Source organism: Streptosporangium canum, from assembly GCF_900113865.1.
GTDB classification, from domain to species: domain Bacteria; phylum Actinomycetota; class Actinomycetes; order Streptosporangiales; family Streptosporangiaceae; genus Streptosporangium; species Streptosporangium canum.
Window position 1 is genome coordinate 1 of record NZ_FOQY01000051.1, and the last position, 24,654, is coordinate 24,654.

The 24,654-nt window shown below is 69.1% G+C and carries 15 protein-coding genes and 1 other RNA gene; 11 read left to right on the top strand and 5 right to left on the bottom strand.

The genetic code is table 11. The annotated features are described in order from the left end of the window. On the bottom strand, positions 1-407 hold a 407-nt coding region (locus tag BM085_RS39775), incomplete at its 3' end, for a membrane dipeptidase (protein ID WP_177245507.1). Positions 408-482: 75 nt separating this feature from the next. After that, a complete protein-coding gene (locus tag BM085_RS39780) occupies positions 483-1,922 on the bottom strand; it encodes a flavin-containing monooxygenase (RefSeq protein ID WP_093891934.1) in 1,440 nt (479 codons plus the stop codon). 79 nt (positions 1,923-2,001) lie between these two features. Between BM085_RS39780 and BM085_RS39785 the strand changes: the two genes are divergently transcribed. From BM085_RS39785 to BM085_RS39825, 9 genes are all read left to right on the top strand, one after another. After that, the gene (locus BM085_RS39785) at positions 2,002-2,838 is read left to right on the top strand and encodes a Nif3-like dinuclear metal center hexameric protein (RefSeq protein WP_093891935.1); all 837 of its coding nucleotides are present in this window, start codon (positions 2,002-2,004) and stop codon (positions 2,836-2,838) included. Next, on the top strand, positions 2,835-3,575 hold the full coding sequence (locus tag BM085_RS39790) for a zinc ribbon domain-containing protein (protein ID WP_093891936.1): 741 nt from the start codon (positions 2,835-2,837) through the stop codon (positions 3,573-3,575). Before BM085_RS39785 ends, BM085_RS39790 begins: the two co-directional genes overlap by 4 nt. After that, on the top strand, positions 3,572-4,966 hold the full coding sequence (locus BM085_RS39795) for a bifunctional RNase H/acid phosphatase (RefSeq protein WP_093891937.1): 1,395 nt from the start codon (positions 3,572-3,574) through the stop codon (positions 4,964-4,966). The genes BM085_RS39790 and BM085_RS39795 overlap by 4 nt, the downstream gene beginning before the upstream one ends. Positions 4,967-5,187: 221 nt before the next feature. Next, positions 5,188-5,580: RNase P RNA component class A (rnpB, locus tag BM085_RS39800), an RNA gene on the top strand. A 598-nt stretch (positions 5,581-6,178) separates the two neighbouring features. After that, entirely contained in the window at positions 6,179-12,430 is a 6,252-nt protein-coding gene (locus BM085_RS39805; protein ID WP_245789971.1) for a protein kinase domain-containing protein, read from the top strand. A gap of 44 nt (positions 12,431-12,474) precedes the next feature. Continuing rightward, positions 12,475-15,435 carry a DEAD/DEAH box helicase gene (locus tag BM085_RS39810; protein ID WP_093891938.1) on the top strand — a complete coding sequence of 987 codons (2,961 nt, stop codon included), beginning with the start codon at positions 12,475-12,477 and terminating at the stop codon, positions 15,433-15,435. Continuing rightward, complete coding sequence (locus tag BM085_RS39815) at positions 15,435-19,589, top strand: Eco57I restriction-modification methylase domain-containing protein (protein WP_093891939.1); 4,155 nt, start codon at positions 15,435-15,437, stop codon at positions 19,587-19,589. The genes BM085_RS39810 and BM085_RS39815 overlap by 1 nt, the downstream gene beginning before the upstream one ends. Then, on the top strand, positions 19,589-21,430 hold the full coding sequence (locus tag BM085_RS39820) for a DUF4357 domain-containing protein (protein ID WP_093891940.1): 1,842 nt from the start codon (positions 19,589-19,591) through the stop codon (positions 21,428-21,430). The genes BM085_RS39815 and BM085_RS39820 overlap by 1 nt, the downstream gene beginning before the upstream one ends. After that, a complete protein-coding gene (locus BM085_RS39825; RefSeq protein WP_093891941.1) occupies positions 21,427-22,629 on the top strand; it encodes an McrC family protein in 1,203 nt (400 codons plus the stop codon). Before BM085_RS39820 ends, BM085_RS39825 begins: the two co-directional genes overlap by 4 nt. Before the next feature lie 10 nt (positions 22,630-22,639). Here the strand turns inward: BM085_RS39825 and BM085_RS39830 are convergent, their stop codons facing one another. The 3 genes from BM085_RS39830 to BM085_RS39840 are packed head-to-tail and all read right to left on the bottom strand — an operon-like array spanning position 22,640 to position 23,873. Next, positions 22,640-22,840, bottom strand: a complete 201-nt coding sequence (locus BM085_RS39830; protein ID WP_093891942.1) for a DUF397 domain-containing protein — start codon at positions 22,838-22,840, stop codon at positions 22,640-22,642. Positions 22,841-22,861: 21 nt separating this feature from the next. Beyond that, positions 22,862-23,062, bottom strand: coding sequence for a DUF397 domain-containing protein (locus BM085_RS39835; protein WP_093891943.1), 201 nt, complete (start codon positions 23,060-23,062; stop codon positions 22,862-22,864). Positions 23,063-23,069: 7 nt separating this feature from the next. After that, entirely contained in the window at positions 23,070-23,873 is an 804-nt protein-coding gene (locus tag BM085_RS39840) for a helix-turn-helix domain-containing protein (protein ID WP_245789972.1), read from the bottom strand. A gap of 275 nt (positions 23,874-24,148) precedes the next feature. Between BM085_RS39840 and BM085_RS45040 the strand changes: the two genes are divergently transcribed. After that, on the top strand, positions 24,149-24,361 hold the full coding sequence (locus tag BM085_RS45040; protein WP_093891945.1) for an ATP-binding protein: 213 nt from the start codon (positions 24,149-24,151) through the stop codon (positions 24,359-24,361). Continuing rightward, positions 24,358-24,594, top strand: a complete 237-nt coding sequence (locus tag BM085_RS39850) for a hypothetical protein (RefSeq protein ID WP_093891946.1) — start codon at positions 24,358-24,360, stop codon at positions 24,592-24,594. The genes BM085_RS45040 and BM085_RS39850 overlap by 4 nt, the downstream gene beginning before the upstream one ends. The last annotated feature ends 60 nt before the right edge of the window (positions 24,595-24,654 follow it).

Sequence of the window (24,654 nt, forward strand, 5' to 3'; positions counted from 1 at the left end):
GAGGCGACCCGCACGCCCAGCCGGTGCAAGGTGGGCAGCAGCTCGACGCTGGCGTCCAGGCCGGGGGCGCTCTCCAGCGCCAGCACCAGGGCGATCCTGCCCTCGCCGAGGGCCTGGTCGATCTGGGCGCCGTCCAGGCAGAGCCGTACCGCGTCGGGGTTGCCCTCGGCCAGGGTGTGCGCGCACTCGATCATGCGCAGGGTCTGCCGCAGCGCCCCCTCGGGCCGGTACTGGTCGTCGATGAAGACCGGCAGCACCTGCACGTTCACCCCGCCCTCGTGGAGCTGGGGCAGCCAGCGCTCACGGAAGAACGACGCCCACTGCCGCGGGGGTCGTGCCGTGACCGCCATCAGCAGGTCGTTGTGGGTATCGGCGACCACGGCGTCACGGTGGAGTTCAGCGGACACGGGCAGGCCCTTCTTCGCAGGTGGCTCTCGTCACGGATGACGCTATCGAGAGCCCGTGCCCGGTGTCCGGACGGGTCAGCGCGCGAAGCGGAACGCCGCCGGCCGGGGCGCCCTGGTGATCCGCCGGTAGACCGTCGTCGGGGCCGGCCAGTTGTTGGTCACCCGGCCCGCCGCGTTCTTGTACCAGCTCGTGCAGCCCGCCCCCCACACCATGGAGTCCATCGCCCGATCCAGGCTCCGCCGCCACGCCTCCATCGCCTCGGGCCTGACCTCCATCGGCCCTCTTCGCGCGAGGTACGGCAGGCAGCGCATGATGTATCCGACCTGACACTCGATCATGAAGACGATCGAGTTGTGGCCGAGGTTGGTGTTGGGCCCGTAGAGCAGGAACAGGTTCGGGAAGTGCGGCACCGCGATGCCGAGGTAGGCCTCCGCCCCGTCCTTCCACTCCTCGCCGAGACGGCGCCCCTGACGGCCGGTGATGTCGATGGGCGCCAGGAAGTCGGTGCTCCGGAACCCGGTGGCGTAGACGATCACGTCCGCCTCGCGGAGGCCGGTGGCGGTCTCGACGCCCGCGGGGACGATCCGGGTGATCGGTTCGGTGACGAGATCCACGTCGGCGCGGGTCAGCGCGGGATAGAAGCCGCTGTCGATGATGACCCGCTTGCAGCCGACCGGGTAGCCGGGGGTCAGCCTGGCCCGCAGCTCCGGATCCGGGACCTGGTCGCGCAGGTGCTCCAGGGCGCGCCTGCGCAGCAGCCCGGCGCTCCATCCGCCCGCGAGGGCCCGGTAGAGGGCGCCCTCGGCGTACCGGTAGACCCACTCGCGGTAGCCCCGCTGCAGGAACGGCACATGGCGGAAGGCCGTCCGGGCGGTCTCGCCGAAGACGGCGTCCGGCTTGGGGATGACCCAGTTGGGAGTGCGCTGGAAGACGTCCAGGTGCCCGGCGACCTCGGCCACCCGGGGGATGAGCTGCGCCGCCGACGACCCGTTGCCGATCACCGCCACCCGCCTGCCGGTCAGGTCCTGGGAGTGGTCCCAGCGGGCGGAGTGGAAGGCCGCGCCCCCGAAGGAGGACATCCCCGGGATGTCGGGCAGCCGGGGGCGGTTGAGCTGCCCGACCCCTGAGACCACCACGTCGAAGAGCTGCTCACCGGCCGCCGTGCGGACCCGCCATCTGCCCAGCGACTCGTCGAAGGCGGCGGCCGTGACCTCGGTGTTCAGCCGGATCCGCGGGCGCAGGCCGTACTTGTCGGCGCACATCTCCAGGTAGCCGAGGATCTCCGGCTGCCCGGGGTAGCGGCGGGTCCAGCTGGCGTATCTCTCGAAGGAGAAGGAGTACAGGTGCGAGGGGATGTCGCATCCGGCCCCCGGATAGGTGTTGTCCCGCCAGGTGCCGCCGACCCCGGGCCCCTTCTCGAAGATCGTGTAGGAGCGGATCCCCGCCCGCTCCAGCCCTATGGCCATGCACAGCCCGCCGAACCCGGCACCGATGATCGCGACATTCGGCTTCATACGCCAGCCCTTCGAGGTCAGGATCCACTTACATTAGGCGATCCGCCTGCGTTCGGACATAGGCCGGTAGTCTGCGCACGTGCCTACTCTTGCCGACGTCGTCCGAGAGCTCGAATCGACCTACGACCCCCGATGGGCGGAGTCGTGGGACGCGGTCGGACTCGTCTGCGGGGACCCCTCTTCGGAGGTGCGCAGGGTCCTGTTCGCGGTGGACCCGGTGGCGGCCGTCGCGGACGAGGCCCTCCACTGGGGCGCCGACCTGATCGTCACCCATCACCCGCTCTACCTGCGCGGCACCACGAGCGTCGCCGCCACCACCTTCAAGGGCCGTCTCGTCCACACACTGATCAAGAACGACGTCGGCCTCTTCACCGCCCACACCAACGCCGACGTCGCCGACCCCGGAGTCTCCGACGCGCTCGCCCACGCCGTGGGCCTGACCGGCCCGCTCACGCCTCTGCTGCCCTCGGCGGACGACCCCCGGCGCGGCCTCGGCCGCGTCGGCTCGCTGCCCGCCCCGCTCTCCCTGCGCGAGTTCGCCCGCCAGGCCGCCCGGGGGCTTCCCGGTACGGCGGGCGGCCTGCGGGTCGCCGGAGACCTCGACCGCGAGGTCCGGCGGGTCGCGGTGAGCGGGGGGTCGGGAGACTCCCTCCTCGGTACGGCCCGCGCCGCCGGAGTGGACGTCTTCCTCACCGCGGATCTGCGCCACCATCCGGCGAGTGAGTTCATGGAGGCCTCCGACGGCCCCGCGCTGATCGACGCCGCCCACTGGGCCACCGAATGGCCCTGGCTGACCGAGGCGGCACGCCGACTGGCGTCCGGATTGGCCGGGAAGGGGATTACTGTTGAGACGCGCGTATCCGAGACGGTCACGGACGCCTGGAAGACAACAGCAGAGTGCGAGGATTTGAAGTGAAAGCAGCCCCGGCAGCCCAGAAGCGTCTGCTCGACCTGGCCGAACTCGACTCCGTCATCGACCGGCTGGCCCATCGTCGCCGCACTCTGCCCGAGCTGGCCGAGATCGACGAGATCTCCGCCCGCGTGGCGAGGCTCGCGACTCAGGTGATCTCGGCCGAGACCGAGGCGGGTGACCTGGCCCGCGAGCAGTCCAAGGCGGAGGCGGACGTCGACTCGGTCCGTATCCGCGCCGAGCGCGACCAGAAGCGCCTCGACTCCGGCCAGGTCTCCTCCCCGAAGGACCTGGCGAGCCTCCAGTCCGAGATCGCCTCCCTGACCCGCCGCCAGGGCGACCTGGAGGAGGTCGTGCTGGAGATCATGGAGCGCCGGGAGTCGGCCGACGCGCAGGTCACCAAGATCGCCGCTGAGCGCGACGGGCTCGCCGCCGCCCGCAGCGTCTCCGAGGACCGCAGGGACGCCGCCTTCGCCGAGATCGACAAGGAGAGCGCCGAGGTCAGGGGCAAGCGCTCGGAGGTCGTCGCCGACATCCCCGCCGACCTGCTGGCCCTCTACGACAAGCTCCGGGACCAGTTCGGGGTGGGCGCCGCGATGCTGCAGGGCGCCCGCTGCCTCGGCTGCCGCACCAGCCTGTCCATCGCCGAGATCAACCGCATCAAGGCCGCCTCCCACGACGAGGTGATCCGCTGCGAGGAATGCCGCCGGATCCTGGTCCGCACCGCAGAGTCAGGCCTGTGACCTCCTTCGTCATCGAGGCCGACGGAGGGTCCCGGGGCAACCCCGGACCCGCCGGCTACGGTGCGGTCGTCAAGGACGCCGCCGATGGCCAGGTGCTGGTCGAGACGGCCGAGGCGATCGGCGCCCAGACCAACAACGTCGCCGAGTACCGAGGGCTGATCGCGGGCCTGCAGTCGCTCCTCGCCCTCGCGGGCGACGGCGCGGTCGTCGAGGTCCGGATGGACTCCAAACTGGTCATCGAGCAGATGGCCGGCCGTTGGAAGATCAAGAACGAGGGGCTGCGCCCGCTCGCGCTGGAGGCGGGCGCCCTGGCCCGGCGTCTCAGGGTCACCTGGCAGTGGATCCCCCGGGAGAAGAACAAGGACGCCGACCGGCTGGCCAACGAGGCGATGGACGCCGCCGCCAAGGGCCGCCCCTGGCAGCCCAGCGGTTCGGCACGCATGGGTGCGGCGGGCACGGGTTCCGTACGCACGGGTGCGGCGGGTATCGGTTCGGTGGGCACGGGTTCCGCACGCACCGGTTCCGCGCCCAGCGGTTCGGTGGGCACGGGTTCGACGGCCGCCGCCGGCCCCTCCGAGGCCCGGGAGCTCGGCCCCTCCGACGCCTCGGCCGCCCAGGTCTCCGGCCGCCCTGCCACGGCTGCCGCCCCGCTCGCCGCGCAGGACTCCCTTCTCGACCTCATCGACGCCGATGCCCTCTCATTGGGCCAGGACGTCTCATCGGGCCAGGCGGCGGCGTCCGGGACCGCGGGCACCGGTTGGCGCGCGCCCACGACGGTGGCGACCTCGCTGCTCCTGCTCCGGCACGGCGAGACCCCGCTCTCGGTCGAGCGCAGGTTCTCCGGACTCGGCGACCCGGAGCTCACCCCCAACGGCATCGCCCAGGCGGAAGCCGCCGCGGCCAGGCTGTCGCGCGAGCCGTACGGCATCCAGGTGGTCGTCAGCTCACCGCTCAAGCGCGCCCGCGCCACCGCCGAGATCGTCGCGGCCCGGCTCGGGCTGGAGGTGATCGTCGAGGAAGGGCTCAGGGAGGCCGACTTCGGCGACTGGGAGGGCCACACGTTCACCGAGATCCAGCGCCGCTGGCCGGACGCGCTCACCGCGTGGCTGGCGGACCCGTCCGCCGCGCCGCCGGGTGGGGAGAGTTTTGGGGTGGCGGCGCGGCGGGTCCAGGCGACCGGGGACCGGCTGGTCGAGCGGTACGAGGGCAGGACGGTCCTCGCCGTCTCCCACGTCACGCCGATCAAGATGCTGCTCCAGTCAGCGCTGCTGGCTCCCCTCGCCGCGCTGTACCGCATGCATCTCGATCTGGCAGCCCTGTCCCTGATCGAGTATTACGCCGATGGGCCGGCGGTGGTCAAGGCGTTCAACGACACCTCGCACCTGCGCTGAATCGGCACTTCCCCGCCGGCGGCCCGTGTGTGCGGGGGCGGCACACCCCCCGTCCCCCGCGACACGCGGAGCCCGTCCGGTCTGGTGATCGGTCGTGCTCTCATCGGTCGTCCCCCGGGCGCTCGTGCCCCCTGGGGCCGTGTGATCCCCATTCCACCGGAGATGACTTGCCGCTCGGTTGGAGACCACTTGGGAGCCGATAGGCTTGCGGTCACGGCGGACGAGCCGGCCGGGCGGCCGCGTCGGGTCTCTTCGGAGGCCCGCCGAGGAAGGTCCGGGCTCCACAGGGCAGGGTGGTCGGTAACGCCGACCCGGGGTGACCCGCGGGACAGTGCCACAGAGAACAGACCGCCTCCCGCAAGGGAGGTAAGGGTGAAACGGTGGTGTAAGAGACCACCAGCGCCCACGGTGACGTGGGCGGCTAGGTAAACCCCACCCGGAGCAAGGTCAAGAAGGGACGCTCTTCGGAGCGTCCCGCGCGCGACGTTTGAGGGCTGCCCGCCCGAGTCGCGCGGGTAGACCGCTTGAGGCCGTCGGCAACGACGGCCCTAGATGGATGGTCGCCCCTTCACGCAAGTGAAGGACAAAACCCGGCCTACAGGCCGACTCGTCCGCCCTCTCGCCGCTGACCTGCGGCGGAACCCTCGCTCGGGGAGATCGAAGCCCCGAGAGGGCACATTACGCGGACCCGAGCGCCGAGGCGAAGGCGTTGTCCAGTGCCGTGCGAGCCCGCTCGGACGCCTCTGGGACCAGATGCCCGTACAGGTGGTGCGTCCATGTCCTTGCGATCGATCCGACTCGCCATGTGGTCCGTCGCCGCGGTGCGCCACGTCGAAGTGGCCGGGGCCGATGGCTCCCTCGGGATGAGCGTGTTCTCGCCCGGTGAAGGCCCGCGGAGGATGGCTTCGGGGTCATAACGATCACCACGTTGGGTGTAACTCCGACCTGCTGGGACGTGGATATGACAAGCATGCGTCTATGTGCAGGCCGTCCCACGGCCCCCTCGATGATTTCTCACGATTTGGCATACTTGTCCGTTTTTATCTAGGTCGCTAGGTCGCTGTTAATGCGGTCAACAAGGAAGACGTGTGTTCCATTCTCTGTCAAGAGTGTACGCTGCTGGAAATATTAATGACCTACCTTTTTGTGGCATAAAAATATGCCAATTTCCACTTTAGTCCGTTTTGTCCCTGAGTGTAGGGAGAACGAAGAGTGTCGGTGAATCTGGACTGGGTGGCGAGCCGGTTCCGTCTCCTGGGAGCCGTCGGTAAAGGCAACATGGGGGAGGTTCACCGCGCCGAGGATCTGTGGGCGCCCGAAGGCACAAAGGACCGCGTCGTAGCGGTGAAGCTGATCCTGCGCAGCCGCTCCGGAGCCATGCTCACCTCGGCTACCGACCTCAAGACGGTCCAACGGTTCGAGCGCGAGGTGCGCATCATGCGCAGGCTCGACGGCCACCCGAACCTTCCCCGCACTTTCGACGGTGGTGTGGACAACACCGGCCTGCCTTACCTCGCCATGGAGTTCCTTGACGGGGAAACCTTGCGAGACTTGGTGAGCGAGCATTCGCAACTGCCCATCTCCTGGGTGGCGGCGCTGGGGGCGCAGATCGCGAACGGTCTGTCCGCGGCGCACACCGCCGGGGTCGTCCACCGCGACCTCAAGCCTGCCAACGTCATGCTGCTGCGTGGCGGCGTAGTCAAGGTCCTCGACTTCGGCATGGGCCGGATCGTCCATGACGTCGGGACCGGCAAGGTGACGAGCACGGGTGTCACGCTCGGCACCGCTCGTTACATGGCGCCCGAGCAGTTCCGCGCCTCGGCGGTGACCCAGGCGGCCGACCTCTACGCCCTCGGGTGCATGCTGTTCGAGCTCCTTACCGGCGTCCCGCCATTCCACAGCGAGTCCGCGCACGAGCTCGGGCACAAGCACCTCTCCGAACCTGCACCTCCGGTACGGCTGCTCCGTTCCGACGTCCCCGAAGACCTGGTGAGGCTCGTCGAGCGGCTGCTCGCCAAGGACCCGGCGGAGCGGCCCGCCGACGCGGTCGCCGTGCGCGAGGCTCTGCTGCCGTTCGTCGAAGGCCAGGAGCAGGTCTCCGGCTGGGATGGCTTCGATCCCGTACGTCACCTCGCGGCTGCTCGCGCTGAGAGTCGCGTTCCCACGTTCCCCGCCAATCCTGTGAACACTCCGGAGCCTCGGCAGGGCGCATCGGGGATGGACGTCTTCGGCGTGCATCGCAAGCTCATCGAGGACTACCGGTCGTTCACCGAGGGCGGCACGATCATCCGCGACGACCGGATCTCGGCCTTCGTCGAGAACGACCTGGACGCCAAGTCCCAGTGGCCCGACCCCTGGCTGTCGTTGAACCCGTTCTTCGCCTCGGGCGGCACCGTTCTGGAGCTCGCGAACGAAGGAGCGCTGCACCCGGAGTGCGCTCGTATCTTCCAGGCGGGCAAGACCAGGGACGGCATGGTGTGCGACGGCCGTCCGCTCACGCTCCACCGGCACCAGCGCGAGGCCATCGACACCGCCCGATCGGGTGCCTCCTACGTCCTCACCACCGGCACCGGATCGGGCAAGTCCCTGTCGTACATCGTGCCGATCGTCGACAAGGTGCTGAGGGATCGCGAGCACGAGGGCCCCAAGGCCCGCAAGCGGGTCCGCGCGATCATCGTCTACCCGATGAACGCCCTGGCCAACAGCCAGATCAAGGAGCTCGACAAGTACCTGCGCGACGGCTACGGCCCCGGCCGTGAACCGGTCACCTACGCCCGCTACACCGGCCAGGAAGACGACGAACGCCGCAAGGAGATCCGCGACAACCCGCCGGACATCCTGCTCACCAACTACGTGATGCTGGAGCTGATGCTCACCCGGCCGGGTGACCGGCTCTCCCTCATCAAGATGGCCAAGGGGCTGGAGTTCCTCGTCTTCGACGAGCTGCACACCTACCGCGGCCGCCAGGGAGCGGACGTCGCCCTGCTCATCCGCCGGGTGCGCGAGGCATGCCAGGCCGAACACCTGCAGTGCGTCGGCACCTCCGCCACCATGTCCAGCGAGGGCACCGCCGAGGACCAGAGAGAGGTCGTCGCCCGCGTCGCCACCACCCTCTTCGGCACCGAGGTGAGCTCCGGGAACGTCATCGGTGAGACGCTCGTGCGTGCCACCGAGGAGGCCCCCGGCACGGTGCCGGCCGAACGGCTTCGGGCCCCGGGGGCGCCGCGTGCCTACGCCGACCTGGTGCGGGACCCTCTGGCCCGCTGGATCGAGACGCGTTTCGGCCTCGCCGTGGACGCGGCGGGACGCCTGGTACGGCAGAAGCCCGCCAAGATCGAGGAAGCGGCCGCCGAACTCGCCCGGGACAGCGGCCTGACCGAGGACGTGTGCGCGGACGCGATCCGCCGAACGCTCAAGGCCGGCGCGGAGGCCAGGCACCCGGTCACCGAGCGCCCCCTGTTCGCCTTCCGGCTGCACCAGTTCCTCTCCAAGGGAGACACCGTCTACGTCACCCTTGAGGACAAGTCGACTCGTCACCTGACGCGTGACTACCAGCTCGTCCAGCCTGGCTCGGATGGCAAGATCCTGCTCCCGCTGGCCTTCTGCCGCGAGTGCGGCCAGGAATACCTGACCGTGTGGCGCACGGAGAAGGACGGCAGGGGCCTCTACGGCCCGCGTCCGGACACCGCAGCCACCGGTGGCCGGGCCGGGGACGGCTACCTGTACATCGACCCCGACCGGCCCTGGCCGCGCACGCCCGAGGAGGCCATCGCCGACCGCCGGCTGCCCGAGTCATGGCTGGAGGTCGACGACGGCGGGCAGGAGATCGTCCGCAACTCCTACCGGGTGCGACTGCCCAGTGCCGTCACCGTCGATCCGTACGGGGGCGAGGGGCGAGGCGAGCTGAAGGCGGCCTTCATCCCCTCCCCGTTCCTGTTCTGCCTGCACTGCGGGGTGAGCTACGAGCAGGTCAGGGGCAAGGACTTCGCCAAGCTGGCGCGGCTCGACCAGGAAGGGCGTTCCTCGGCGACCTCCCTCGTCTCCACCTCCATCGTCCGCTCCCTCAAGGAGGCCCCGGCCGAGGCGCTCAAGAAGGAAGCCCGCAAGCTGCTCACCTTCGTCGACAACCGGCAGGACGCCTCCCTGCAGGCCGGTCACTTCAACGACTTCGTGCAGATCACCCAGCTGCGCGGCGCCCTGTACCGGGCGGCCGTCGAGATGGGGGAGGAGGGCATCCGCCACGAGGAACTCGCCGCGCGCGTCGCCGGCGCCCTGGGCTTGGACGTCGCCGAGTACGTGGGCACCGCGGATCTGCCGCCCTCGATGGCGCGCAACGCCGCCAAGACCCTGCGGGACGTCATCGCCTTCCGCCTCTACCTGGACCTCGAACGAGGCTGGCGCGTCACCATGCCCAACCTGGAGCAGACGGGGCTGCTGAAGATCGACTATGAGGACCTGGGGTGGATCGCCGAGAACGAGGACCGCTGGTCCGGAACCCACCGGGAGCTGCGTGAGGCCGAGCAAGGCCGGCGCGAGGAGATCATGCGGGTTCTGCTGGACGAGATGCGCCGAGCCCTCGCCATCGACGTGCAGCACTTCCGGGAGGACTTCGACACCCTCCAGCGCGCCAGCGAGGAACGCCTCATCGACCCCTGGGTGCTCTCCGCGAGCGACCGCCCCGGGATCGGCACCGCCTATCCCCGGGGGTCCAGGCCCGGTCTGGACCGTTCCGGGCTGTTCCTGTCCGGGCGCGGCAAGTTCGGCAAGTATCTACGGCGGGTGCACTTCGGCAGCGACCTGCCGGTCGACGACGCCCAGCAGATCATCGTGGACCTCCTGAAGGTGCTCGCAAAAGCCGACCTGGTACGGGAGATCGACGCGACTCCGCAGCGCGCCGGCCGCTTCCGGCGTCCGGCCGGTCCGGCCGTCACCGGTTATCGCATCTCGGCCGCGGCCCTCATCTGGCGTGCCGGAACGGGCGAGACCGGCACGCACGACCCGCTGACCCGCACCTATCCCAGCGGCGAGGGCCCCCGCGTCAACACCTTCTTCCGCGACCTCTACCGGAACGCGGCCGGCGCCCTCGGCGGCCTCGCCGCCCGCGAGCACACCGCCCAGGTCGCCCCGGAGGAACGGGAGAGGCGCGAGGAGGCCTTCCGCACCGCCGAGCTGAAGTTGCTGTACTGCTCGCCGACCATGGAGCTGGGCGTCGACATCTCCGAGCTCAACGCCGTCATGATGCGCAATGTGCCGCCCACCCCGGCCAACTACGCCCAGCGCAGCGGACGCGCCGGCCGGTCGGGGCAGCCCGCGCTCGTCACCACCTACTGCGCCACCGGAAACAGCCACGACCAGTACTACTTCCGCCGCTCCGAGCGCATGGTCGCGGGGGCCGTCGCACCACCGCGTCTGGACCTCGCCAACGAGGACCTCGTCCGCTCCCACGTCCAGGCCATCTGGCTCGCCGAGACCGGGACCAAGCTGGGACGTGCCATCCCCGACGTCATCGACGTCGGCTACGCCGAGGACGCCCGCCGTCCCGACCCCGCGCTGCCCCTGCACGACCACGTCGCCGCCGACTCGCGCAAGCCGGGCGTCCAGGCCCGTGCCGTGGCGGCCGCCCGCAGGATCTTCGGCGGACTGCTGACCGAGTTCGCCGACACCACCTGGTGGCACGACCAGTGGATCGAGGAGAAGGTCCGTGCCGCGCCCGATGTCTTCGACCAATCGTTCGACCGCTGGCGTGCGCTGTTCCGGGCCGCCCTCGTCGACCAGGCCGAGCAGAACCGGCGGGTCCTGGACCACACGCTCTCCGAGCGCGACCGCAAGATCGCCGTCGGTCGGCGAAGGGAGGCCGAGACCCAGCTCAACCTCCTGAAGAACGAGAGCGTGGACAGCAAGTCGGTCCTGTCCGACTTCAATCCGTACCGCTACCTCGCCAGTGAGGGCTTCCTGCCCGGTTACTCCTTCCCCCGGCTGCCGCTCGCCGCGTACGTCCCCACGAACGGGCGCAAGTTCGGCGACGGAGACTACCTCCAACGGCCCCGGTTCCTGGCGATCCGCGAGTTCGGGCCCGGCGCCCTCATCTACCACGAGGGCGCCCGCTACCAGGTCACCCGCATCCAGTTGCCACCGGACGCGACCGGTGACGTCGTCACCACCGGCGCCCAGAGATGCGCGGGCTGCGGCTACCACCACGACCCCAAGGACCGCGACGACCGTTGCCGGATGTGTGACGAGCCGCTGAGTAAGACCACGCACGGGTTGCTCCAGCTGCACACCGTCTACACCAAGCGCCGCGAGCGGATCTCCTCCGACGAGGAGGAACGCCGCAAGGCGGGCTTCCGGCTCGTGACGTCCTACCGCTTCCAGGACCATGGCCCGCGTCCCGGCCGCCGGGACGCCCTGGTCTCCGACGCCGGCGGCGGGCTCGCCATCGTGTCGTACGGAGACTCGGCGACCGTCCGCCTCACCAACATGGGTCGCATGCGTGCCAAGCCCGACGATCCGGACGGCTTCTGGCTCGATCCCGCCGACGGCCGCTGGATGAACGAGCGCGACGCCGGCGAGGCCTCCGGCGATTCCAGCGAGATGCCGGTCATCGATGCCGACGGCAACGAGAAGCGCCGCAAGAAGCGTGTCATCCCGTACGTCGAGGACCGCCGCAACATCCTGGTGCTGAAGCTGGACGAGCCGCTGCCGAGGCCGGCCGCGCTCTCACTCATGTACGCGCTGGAACGCGGTATCGAGGCCGCCTTCGAGTTGGAGGACTCCGAGCTGGCCGGCGAACTGCTCCCGCCGGACGACGGCCCCCGCGACCGGATGCTGTTCACCGAGGCGGCCGAGGGCGGTGCCGGTGTCCTGCGCCTGATGCAGTCCGAGCCCGAGGCACTGGCCCGCGCCGCGGCCGAAGCCCTGTCCATCTGCCACTTCGACGCCGACGGCACCGACCTGGGAGGCCCGCACCCTGACCGGCCCTGCGCCCTGGGCTGCTACGAATGCCTGCTCACCTACGGCAACCAGCTCGACCACGGGTCGATCGACCGCCACTCGGTGCGTGACCTGCTGCTGCGCTTCGCGGGCGCACGGGCGCAGACGACCGGCCAGGGCGAGACCCGCTCGGAGCAGCTGGCACGCCTGGCCGCGCAGTCGGACACCGCGCTGGAGGGCAGGCTCATCGCCTGGTTCAAGGAACGCGGTCTGCGGCTGCCCGACGAGGCGCAGACCTTCGTCACCGAGGCGCTCGCCCGGCCCGACTTCGTCTACCGGCTGCCCGGCGTCAACGTCGCGGTCTTCGTCGACGGACCCGTCCACGAACACGTGGCGGTCGCCGAACGCGACGCCGAAGCGGAGAACCGGCTGTTCGACAGCGGCTGGGACGTCGTCCGCTTCCCGCACGACGGCGACTGGGCCGTCATCGCGGAGGAGTTCGAACGCTACTTCGGGCCCGGCGTAGGGGCCTGAACCGGAGAACCGTCGCGACAACCGCAAAGGAATCCATCCCCCCGATGACGACCGCCTCCTACACCCCCGGTTCCCTGGTCTCCGCCCGCGACCGCGACTGGGTCGTGCTGCCGGAAAGCGCCCCCGACATGCTCGTCCTGCGTCCCCTGGGCGGGGCCGACGACGACATCGCGGCCGTCTTCCCGGACTTCGAGCCGGTGCGAAGCGCCGAGTTCGCGCCCCCGTCACCCGCCGACCTCGGCAACCACCGCGCCGCCGGCCTGCTCCGCTCGGCGCTGCGCATCGGCTTCCGCTCCGGCGCCGGCCCTTTCCGCTCACTCGCCGGGATCACCGTCGAGCCCCGCGCCTACCAGCTCGTCCCGCTGATGATGGCGCTGCGCCAGAAGACCGTACGCATGCTGATCTCCGATGACGTCGGCATCGGCAAGACCGTCGAGGCCGGCCTGATCGCGAGCGAGCTCCTCGCCCAGGGGAGCGCGCGGAGCCTCGCCGTGCTGTGCTCTCCCGCGCTGGCCGAACAGTGGCAGGAGGAACTGCGCAGCAAATTCGGCATCGACGCCGAACTGGTCCTGGCCTCCACGGTCTCCAAGCTGGAGCGTGGGCTCGACCTCGGCCAGTCCCTGTTCGACAGGCACCCGAACGTCGTGGTCTCCACGGACTTCATCAAGTCTCCCCGTCATCGCGACGACTTCGTGGACCACTGCCCCGACCTGGTCATCGTCGACGAGGCCCACACCTGCGTCGCCGCCGACGACAACAGCTCCGCGCAGAACCAGCTGCGCTACGAGCTCCTCCAACGCGTCGCCGACCCCAAGGTCGACCGTCACCTGATCCTGGTCACCGCGACCCCGCACAGCGGCAAGGAGAGCGCGTTCCGCAACCTCCTCGGCCTGGTCAGACCGGAGCTCGCGGAGGTCGACCTCGCCTCGGAGGAGGGCCGAAGGCTCCTCGCCGCGCACTTCGTGCACCGCAAGCGGGCCGACGTGCGCCAGTTCCTCACCGTGAACGACGGCCTGGCCGACGACGACCTCGCCGAGGAGACCGCCTTCCCCTCGGACCGGTACTTCAAGGACGAGACCTACAAGCTCTCCCCGGCCTACCGCGCCCTCCTCGACGACGCCATCGCCTACGCGGGCGAACGCGTGACCGCCGCCGGCGACCGGGGCAAGCGCGAGGCCCGGATCGCCTGGTGGTCGGCGATCGCGCTGCTGCGATCCCTGGTCTCCTCGCCACGGGCCGCCGCGCAGACCCTGCGCACCCGCTCCGCCGCCGCGACGGCCGCCACCGCCGAGGAGGCCGACAGACTCGGCGCCCCGCTGACCGGCGACTCATCCGACAACGACGCCCTGGAAGGTCTCGACGTCGCTCCTGGCGCGGAGACCAACGAGGCGGGGGTGCGCCTTGCGGAACTGGCCGACCGTGCGGCGCTGCTGGAGGGACCGGTCGCGGACCTGAAACTCGCGGCACTGACCAAGCACCTCAAGGCGCTGCTCGCCGAGGGACACCACCCGATCGTCTTCTGCCGCTACATCCCGACCGCCGAGTACGTCGCCGAGCACCTGGACGGCAAACTCGGCAAGAGGACCGTCGTGCGCGCGATCACCGGGACTCTCTCCCCGCAGCAGCGCCTGCAGCGCATCGAGGAGCTCGCCGACGCGGCGGGCGACGACCCCGCCGCCCGCCGCGTCCTGATCGCCACCGACTGCCTGTCCGAGGGCGTCAACCTCCAGCATCATTTCGACGCCGTCGTCCACTACGACCTCGCCTGGAACCCCACCCGCCACGACCAGCGGGAGGGCCGCGTCGACCGCTACGGCCAGAAGAGGGACATCGTCAAGGTCATCACCCTCTACGGCGGTGACAACGGCATCGACGGCAAGGTCCTCGAAGTCCTCATCGCCAAGCACCGCCGGATCCGTAAGGACCTGGGCGTCTCCGTCTCCGTCCCCGACGCGGCCTCCTCCGGGGTGACCGACGCGATCGTCGAATGGCTGCTGATGCGCAACCAGCGCCGCGAGCGGGAGATCCACCGGGGGCAGGACGCCCTCTTCGGCCTCGAAGAGCTCAGGGCGATCGACGAGAAGGCCACCGCGCTGGAGGCGGAGTGGAACTCCGCCGCGGAACGCGAGAGAACGTCCCGCTCCCGCTTCGCCCAGCGTTCCATCCACCCCGAGGAGGTCGCCCGCGAGGTCGCCGCGATCCGCGACACCCTGGGCCGGCCGGGGGAGATCCGTGACTTCGTCCGGCAGGCCCTGACCGCCCTCGACGGGGTCCTGCGCGACGACCCGAGCGGCACGGGAGACTTCACCGCGGACGTGAGCGGCACCTCCGCCGGGCTCCGTGACAGCCTCGCCCCCGTCATTGGAGGCGGCGCCGTCGAGTCGGGCCGCCCGGTCCCGTTCCGGGCGACGGCGGCGGTGGCGCGCGGCGAGGCCGCCCTGGTCCGCACCGATCCCGTGGTCGGCGCGCTCGCCGGTCACGTCCTCAACGCCGCCCTCGACAGCGGGGCCGACGGCCCCCGCCCCGCCCGCCGCTGCGGAGTGATCCGCACCGGGGCCGTCGGCACCCGCACCACCCTGCTCCTGCTCCGCTACCGCTTCCGCCTCACCCTGCCCTCCCGGGCGGGCGAGCGGCAGCTCGTCGCCGAGAACGCCCGCCTCCTGGCCTTCCGGGGCTCACCCGCGAACGCCGAGTGGCTGCCCAGCGAGGACGCCCTGTGCCTCCTCGACGCCACCGCCGACGAGAACACCGACGCCATGTTCGGCGAGCGGACCATGAGCCGCGTCCTCGCCGGGCTGCCCGCCGTCACCGCCCACCTGGAGGAGTACGGCGAGCAGCTCCGCGCGGAGCTGCTCGACTCCCACCGCCGGGTCCGCACCGCCTCCGGCGAGATCATCCGCGGTCTGGAAGTCATCACGCAGAGACCCGCCGACATCCTCGGCGTCTACGTCTACCTGCCCGCGTCCCAGGCCGCCGCTCCCACCGCCGCCGGAGGAATCGCCTGATGTCCGCCGTCACCCGCAACCAGGTCTTCTCCGCCGTCCACACCGTCGGGGGCCTCCTGCCCGCCGACATGCTGGTCCGTATCTCCGAAGGCAAAGACGTCAAGGGCTCCCTGCCCGCCGACTACCGCGTCGTCGGCTCACGGTCGGTGCGCGACGACGCCGAGCGACACTGGGAGTACCTCAAATCGATCTGGAAGGAGCTGCGGCTGAAGCTTCCCCGCACTCCGGAACCCGAGACCCCGGCCGACCACACGGGCCTCGCGATCACACAGTGGCTCGAACCGCTCTTCGAGGAACTCGGCTTCGGCGGCCTGACGGTGATCGGGGCGACGGGCATCACCTCCGACGACGGCGGCAAGACCTTCCCGGTCAGCCACCGCTGGGAGCACGTTCCCGTGCACCTGGCCGCGTGGAACGCCGCCCTGGACAGGCGTCCCGGCGGCGCGGGCACCGTCCCGCCGCAGTCGCTCGTCCAGGAGTGCCTCAACCGCGCCGAGGCCCACCTGTGGGGCGTCCTCACCAACGGACGCCGGCTGCGCCTGCTGCGTGACTCCAGCGCGCTCGCCACCGCCTCGTACGTCGAGTTCGACCTGGAGGCGATCTTCGATGGCGAGCTGTTCAGCGAGTTCGTCCTGCTCTACCGGGTGCTGCATTTCACCCGCTTCCGGGTCGGGGAGGGCGAGGCGCCGTCGGCGTGCTGGCTGGAGAAGTGGCGCGCCGAGGCGATCGAATCCGGCACCCGGGCGCTGGAGCACCACCGCGACGGGGTCCAGAAGGCCATCACCACGCTCGGCACCGGCTTTCTCAAGCATCCCGCAAACGCGGACCTCCGTAGGAACCTGGACGTCCACACCTTCCACGCCGCGCTGCTCCGCCTCGCCTACCGGCTGATCTTCCTCTTCGTCGCCGAGGACCGGGGCGTGCTGCACCACCCCGACGCCGGCGAGCAGGCATGCGACCGCTACGCCGACTACTTCTCCTCCGCCCGGCTCCGCCGTCAGGCGAGCCGCCGCCGGGGCACCGCGCATACCGACCTCTACCGGGCCCTGCGGATCGTCCTCGACGCGCTCGGCGATGAGAACGGCCGCCCGGAGCTGGGGCTGCCGGGCCTCGGCGGCCTCTTCGACGACGCCGAGACCGACGCCCCGCTGCGCGGCCTGTCCCTGGCCAACACCTACCTGCTGGAGGCCGTACGCCACCTCTCCCGGGTCCGGGACGTCAAATCGGCGCGCTGGCGTCAGGTGGACTACCGCAACATGGGCGCCGAGGAACTCGGCTCCATCTATGAGTCGCTCCTGGAGCTCGTTCCCAAGCACAGCGCCGTCGACAGCACCTTCGAGCTGGTCGATCGCCTCGGCAACGACCGCAAGAAGACCGGCTCGTACTACACCCCGAGCTCCCTGATCGAGACCCTGCTCGACTCCACCCTCGACCCGGTCATCGACGACGCGGTCAAGCGCGGCGAGCGGAAGGCGTCGGCCGCGAGGGAATCCGACCCCGCCGAGGGCATCGTCGCCGAGCTGCTGTCACTCACCGTCTGCGACCCGGCCTGCGGCTCCGGCCACTTCCTCGTCGCCGCCGCCCGCCGGATCGCCAAGCGCGTCGCCGCCGTACGGGAACGCAACCCGGAGCCCACCGTCGACGCGGTCCGCCACGCCCTGCACGAGGTCATCGCCCGCTGCGTGTACGGCGTCGACCTCAACCCGATGGCCGTCGAGCTGGCCAAGGTCTCGCTCTGGCTGGAGGCCCTGGAGCCGGGCAAACCGCTCGGCTTCCTCGACGCGCACATCAAGCATGGCAACGGACTGATCGGGGCGACGCCCACGCTGATGCGCGGCGGCATCCCGAACAAGGCGTTCAAGGCCGTCGAGGGGGATGACACCGGATTCGCGAAGTTCCTGGAGAACCAGAACGACAAGGAACGCGCGGGGCAGTTCACGCTGTTCGAGGTGCGTCAGGAGATGAAGGTGGCCAACACCGCCTTCGCCCCTGAGCTGCGCCGCATCACCGCGGCTCCCTCCGACGACCTCGCGGACGTCCACCGCCAGGCCGCCGCTTACCGTGACTGGGAGACCTCCGAGGCGTATGCCCGCGCGGTGCGGGTGGCCGACGCCTGGTGCGCGGCGTTCATGTGGCACAAGACCAAGGACGCGCCGCCCGCGATCACCGAGAAGGTCTTCCGCGCCCTGCAGGACCCGAAGGGCACGGCCGCCTCGGAGGGGACCCACAAGGAGATCGAACGGCTCCGCGACCAATACCGCTTCTTCCACTGGCACCTGGCCTTCCCCGACGTCTTCGTGGTCCCGGACGGCGACACCGGCGCGGACGTGGACCCGGCCACCGGCTGGGCAGGCGGCTTCTCCTGCGTCCTGGGCAATCCGCCGTGGGACAAGGTCGACTTCGAGGACAAGAAGTACTTCAGCGTCGTCGAGCCGTCGATCGCCGCGATCTCCGGGGTGGCGCGGCGGACCCGGATCGCCGAGTGGATGAAGGAGAACCCGGAGGCGGGGGAGCGTTACCTGACCGAACGCCGCAAAGTGAAATCCACATTCCACTTCACTGGCAAATCTGGAGTGTTCTCGTTCTGTCAAGCGGGCCTCAGTGTCAAGGGTGTTAATTCTCTTTTTCTGGACCATCTCTTCGTGGAACGGTTCTCGTCGATCATCGCGCCCATGGGTCGCCTTGGATGCATCGCTCCGACAACCATCGCGACAGGAGCTGGTGCGCAATACCTGTTCAGCGATCTCACCCGGCGCGGCGCCATCGCTTCACTGTATGACTTTGAAAACCGCAAGCCACTATTCGTTGGGGTGCACTCCAGCTATAAGTTCTGCTTGCTTTCCCTGACTGGCCGGGGGCTACGAGAACCGGTCGCGGAGTTCGCATTCTTCCTTGAAGAAATCGGAGACCTCGACGATGTCGGCCGAGTCTTCGCGCTCAGCCCGGAAGAGATCGCGATCATCAACCCCAACACCGGAAGCCTGCCTATCTTTCGCACCCGCCGCGATGCCGATCTCACCACTGCAATCCACCAACGCATCCCGGTTCTGAAAAGCGAGATCGTCGAAAACAGAAATCCCTGGGAAGTCAACTTCAAGAATCTTTTTAATAGCACCGACGACTCAGATCTCTTCAATGCGAGTGAAGCCTTAGAGTCCAGTAATTGGGGGCGAGAGGGGAACGTCTATATCCGGGACGGAAAGCGAATGCTTCCAGTGTATGAGGGAAAGATGGCTCACATTTTTGACCATCGCTGGAACCGATACTATGGCGCCGGGGACAATGACTATGAGGCCGTCCCGATAGCCACTAAGATTGACGCATACGGTGTAACGAACCCTCGGCGGTGGATCCAGGAAGACGGACTCGTTCTAACCACTCGCAATAAAAAGGACGTCAAGATTCCAGGCGTATCTCTGAGGCTAGAAGAAGAAGGGTGGAGCCACGACTGGCTGTGCGGCTGGCGAGATATTGCTCGCACAACTGACGAGCGCACCGCCATCCCTGCCTTTATTCCCCGCGTAGCATCCGTAGAGACCTTTACGCTGATGTTGCCGACGGCTACTCCCATGCTTACCAGTGCCCTCGTCGCCGCACAATCCTCGCTGGTCTTCGACTTTGTCGCCAGGCAAAAGGCAAGCGGGGCACATATGGGACGCAGGATATGGAAGCAGCTGCCCGTTCCCAGTCCCGAGATGCTGGAACCCCACACGCCGTTCATCACTCCCCGTGTCCTTGAACTTGTGTACACCGCGCACGAAATGGCCGGGCTCGCCCGTGACCTCGGTGACTCCGGCGCCCCCTTCCAATGGGACGAGGAGCGCCGTGCCCGGATCCGGGCCGAGCTGGACGCCTACTTCTTTCACCTCTACGGGATCGCCCGCGAGGACGCGGACTACATCCTGGAGACCTTCCAGTCCGACTCGGGCGGCGGTCTCAAGAACAATGAGATCGCCAAGTACGGCACCTACCGCACCAGGGACCTCGTCCTGGCCGAGTACGACCGCATGGCCGCCGCCGGTGTCAGCCTGACCGCCCCTCTCATCGACGGCGAGAACTACACCTCCATCCTCACCCCGCCCCCGGGCCACGGCCCCCGCCATCCCGCGGCGCACGCCGTACCCGCCGCTCGGCCGGAAGCCGGAGGAGCCTGATGTCCAGCCCCTACCCCCTGTTCCGGCTCCGTCTGCCCGATGGCGGACCCGTCGCGCGCGGCCGGCTTCTGGATGAGGAAGGGGCCAATGGCAGCCAGAAGTTCGTGGTGCTGGCCGGGTCGCCGATCCGGCGGGAGGTCGTGCCGTCGTTCGAGAAGCGAGTCGCCTCCGCACACAGATCCCGTCAGGAACTGATCGACGCCGGCCTGATCGCGGAGTCCACGACCTTGCCGGGATATCTGGAGGCGACAGCGGACATCGTCTGCGGCTCACCCTCGGCCGCCTCAGCGATCGTGCTCGGTCGTAGCTCCAACGGGTGGACCAACTGGAAGAGCGACGACGGGCACCCGCTCGGCGACTTCGTCGACCAGACGGCGTGGGGACCCAGCCGTATCTGGCTGGTCCGGGGGTCCAATGTGGCCAGGGTCGACATGGTCAGGCAGCTCTGGCTTCCCGAGGGGTGGGTGAGCCTCGCGGCGAGTCGGTTGCGTGAGGGCGTCGAACCAGGCATGAGCAAGAACCGGCTGCGCGGTCTCGTGGAGGAGGACTACGAGTCCACCGTCACCTACACCCAGCGAATCCGGCTGGTCGACGACGTCCACTTCTTCCTGTCCCGGATGAAGCGCGGAGACACCGTCTGCACGATCTCCGGCGGCATGCTGTACGTCGGCGAGATCGCCGGTGAGGTCCGGCAGGTGGCATCCGAGGGGGGACGGTCGAACCTGCGGCGCCCGGTGGAGTGGCAGAGCATTGGTTACCCCTACGAGGAACTACCCGAGGAGCTCCAGCAGAAGCTGTCCGTCCAGCACGACATCGTCGATCTCACTCCCGTCCAGGCGCTGGTGGTCGGCCTCGGCCGGAGTGACGAGGAGCTGGCCGATGTGGCCCGGGACGTGGCGGGCGACCTGAGCATGGAGGCCGCCGCACTCGACGCCCGGCGGAAGGTGGAGCTGCCCGAGCCCACCGGGGAACTCGTGGAGGAGCTTCTGGTCCATGACGTGGAGTGGTTGCGCGAGGTGCGCGATCTGCTGTCGGACGAGCGGCAGGTGATCTTCTATGGGCCGCCCGGCACGGGTAAGACCTACCTGGCGCTCAAGCTGGCCGAGTTCTTCGGCGCCGGGGCCGAGCAGGTCAAGCTGGTGCAGTTCCATCCCTCGTATGCCTACGAGGACTTCTTCGAGGGCTTCCGTCCTCAGGAGGATCCGGAGACCCGGGAGGTGGCCTTCCGGCTCACTCCGGGACCGCTGCGCGAACTCGCCGACCTCGCCTCGCGGGAGGGCAACCGGCGTGTTCCGCACTTCCTGATCATCGACGAGATCAACCGGGCTAATCTGGCGAAGGTCTTCGGTGAGCTGTACTTCCTGCTGGAGTATCGCGATAGGTCGGCACGGCTCACCTACTCCGGTGACGACTTCTCGCTGCCGCCGAACCTGTTCGTCATCGGCACCATGAACACCGCCGACCGTTCCATCGCCCTGGTGGACGCCGCCATGCGCCGCCGCTTCGCGTTCGTCGAGCTCTCGCCTCGCACCGAGCCGACCCGCGGGCTGCTCCGCCGCTGGCTCGCGCGAGAAGGGCGGGACACCGAGCCGGCCAAGCTCCTCGACGCACTCAACTCCCGCATCACCGACCCGGACTTCCAGGTAGGGCCTTCCTACCTGATGAAGGACGGGGTCTACCGCGACGGCGGGCTCGAACGCGTCTGGCGTACGAAGATCCTGCCGCTGCTGGAGGAACATCACTACGGGGAAGGCGTGGACGTCGAAGGGCGCTACGGGCTGCGAGCGCTGCGCGCCGCCATCGCGCCGTCTCCGAAGACGGCGGAATCCGATCCGTCGTGACGGTCATCGAGCTCGCCGAGCACGGTGCGCCACTCTCGGTCGTGCTCGACGACGCCGCCGGACGGGCGCTCGCCGCCTCCGGCCTCGTTGAGGCGGCACCCGACCCATGGTCTCCCGGGCGGTGGCGGGTGACGGCCGGGGGCAAGGTGGGCGTGGCGACGGTGACCGTGCCCGGTGGCGGTGCGGTCACCGTACGGATCACCCCCAAGGTGCCCATCGCCAGGCTCCTGTTCCTCCTCGGCTACAGCCTCGACCCGAAGGGATGGCGGACCGAGGAGGTGCCGGTGGACGAGGAGCCCGAGCTGCTGCACGTCCTCGCCCGTCTCTTCGCGCCGCAGGCGGAGACGGCCCTGCGGCAGGGGCTGATCCAGGGTTATCGCACCGCCGAGGAGACCGCCCTCATCGTGCGCGGACGCATCCGCGAGGCCGACCAGATCCGCAGGCATCACGGCAGGCTCATGCCATTGGAGATCGTCCACGACGACTACACCGCCGACATCGCCGAGAACCGGCTGCTGCGCACCGCCTGCGAACGGCTTCTCCGGCTGCCCGGCGTCCCCGGTGACGTCCGGGGCAGGTTGCTGCGGCTACGGGCCCGGCTGGCCGACATCATGGTGATCGGTACCGGTCAGGAACCTCCCAAGTGGCGGCCCAGCCGCCTCAACGCCCGCTACCACAGGGCGCTGCGCCTCGCTGAGATCGTGCTGCGGGGCGCCTCGGTCGAGCACCGGCCCGGTGACGTCATCGTGAGCGGTTTCCTCTTCGACCTGGCCAAGGTCTTCGAGGACTTCGTCACCGTCGCCCTGCGGGAGGCCCTGGCCGACAGCGACGGCCACTGCGTCCTTCAAGCCACCGGCTACCTCGACGAACGCGACGCGATCCGCATGGCTCCGGACTTCGTCTGGTACGCGGAGGATGGCACTCCGCTCGCCGTGGCCGACGCCAAGTACAAGGCCGAGAGACCCAAGGGGTTCCCGGACGCGGACCTCTACCAGATGCTCGCCTACTGCACCGCGCTCAACCTACGGGAGGGGCACCTGGTCTACGCGAAGGGCGATGCCCCGCACGCGGCCCATCGCGTCCGGCATGCCGGGATCACCCTCCACCAGCACGCCCTCGAACTCGACCAGCCGCCGGCCGGACTGCTCGCCGAGGTGCAGGCCCTGGCCCGGCGGCTGACCGCGTCCGTGCCCGCGTGACGTTGAGGCGTCAGCCGAACGCGCCGTCCTTGACCCCCCGGATGAACGCGCGCCATTCGTCCGGGGCGAAAGTCAGCACGGGCCCGCCGACGTCCTTGGAGTCCCGTACGGCCCGGCCTCCACCAGGGAGCGCCGCGACCTCAACACAGTTGTCACCCGAGCCGGAGTAGGAGCTCTTCCGCCAGGTGAGGCGGGGCTGAGTAGGGTTCACAGTTCCGCCCTTGATGACTTTCTAATGGTCGAATCTGCCGTTCTTGACGCCTTCGATAAAGGCAGACCACTCCCTACGGGTGAAAATCAAGCCCGGCTCGTCAGGGGCTTTCGAATCGCGCACCGCGACGATTCCGGGAATGTTCCGGGCGACTTCGACGCAGTTGTTGCCGTCACCTTGGCTGAGTGTGCTCTTGTGCCATTGGGCGTCAGATAGGTCCATCGGTGCCTCACAGCCGGTCGATCAGTGCGGACAGGTACGCGATCGAGGCGTCAGCTCCAAGTGCGTCGGCCACGAGGCGCTGCATCATTAGGTTATAGCGTTCGAGATGCTGGGGCTCTTCGAGATAGAGATTGTCTGTCGGGGTCTCGATGTAGACGACGTTCTGATCGGTGGGATCAGGGAACCCCAGAATGACGAACTGACCAGACATGCCTACATGCGGGCCCGCCGACAACGGCATGACCTGGACGGTCACATGCTCAAGCGGATGGGTATCGATCAGCTTACGAAGTTGCTCGCGCCTGACATCCGTGTCGCCTACCGGCCGTAGAAGGGCCGCCTCGTCGATGACCGCGCGGTAGCGGGGTGGATTCGGGCGCCGCAGAATCTCCTGTCGGCGCATTCGGGCTTCTACGCGCTTGTCGATCTCGGCGGGGTCAGCCATAGAGGTTCGGATCAACTCGGCCGTGTAGGCGGAGGTTTGCAGCAAGCCGGGGATCACAAGGGGCTCGAAGGTATCAATTGAGGATGCCTCCGCTTCGAGCCCCACGTAGGAACCGGTAAGGACGCCCCTGTACTGCTCCCACCATCCGCGTTCCCGGGCGCTCCGCGCGAGATCCATGAGCGCTTCCCGTTCGGGGTCGGCCACCTTATAGAGGCTGAGCATGTCCCGGATGTCGCGAGGCCGTGGCCGGGCGGTTTTCCCCGCTTCGAGGCGCGAGATCGTGGCCCGCGACATGTCGAGGGACTGCGCGACCTCCTCCATGGTGAGGCCGGCGGCCTCGCGGAGACGCCGTAGTTCGGCGGCCAAGCGCCGACGGCGCACCGTTGGACTCCGGCCACTGAACGTCATCGATTACCTCCAGAGCGTAGGAATGCTGATCGTAGAGCAATCGGCGCAAGGGGAGACATGTCGGTCGAGTTTCAAAATGAGAGTTGCATTTTTAGCGGTGCAGACAACATCATAGGCGCGTCAGGCGAACACATTGAGTGAGTAGACAGTCACGATATGGAACTTGTGTCGCTGATCTGGTCGGACTCCGTCCTGCTCCACGGGCCCGTGCACGGGAGGCACGGTGCTCGCCGATGACCTTCTCGCTGTTCCGGTGCGGCCGGAGCGTACGTGGTGAGGTGACCGACCGCAGCGCCGTCTGGCCGGCCCTCCTGTCGGCCGGTCCGGACGCCGAGCACGGACGCGGCCTGGCGATCGTCGCGGCCTACGCCGACCGGTGGGGCGTCGAGCCCGCACCCGAGGGCAAGACCGTCTGGTTCGTCTGCGCGGAGTGGAGGTCCCGGTGAACGGCTCGCTGTCCCTGACGGACGCGCACGAGGACGTGCGCGTCTGCGCGGGGTGCGGCACCCGCGTGGTCACGCTGGCCGCCGCCGTACGCATGATCTGGGCCGACGTCATGGACGCCGCGATCCCATCCGACGTCGCCGAGCGGGTCACCGCACCGGTCGCCGCCATCTGGGTCGACGTGTCCTGCAACCCGGTCTGCCCATCGGACGGCGGTGAGCCGTGCCCTGACTGACCGCGATCCCGCGCCGGATGACCGGGCCTCGCCGCCCGGCGCGGGATCACCGGATATGGC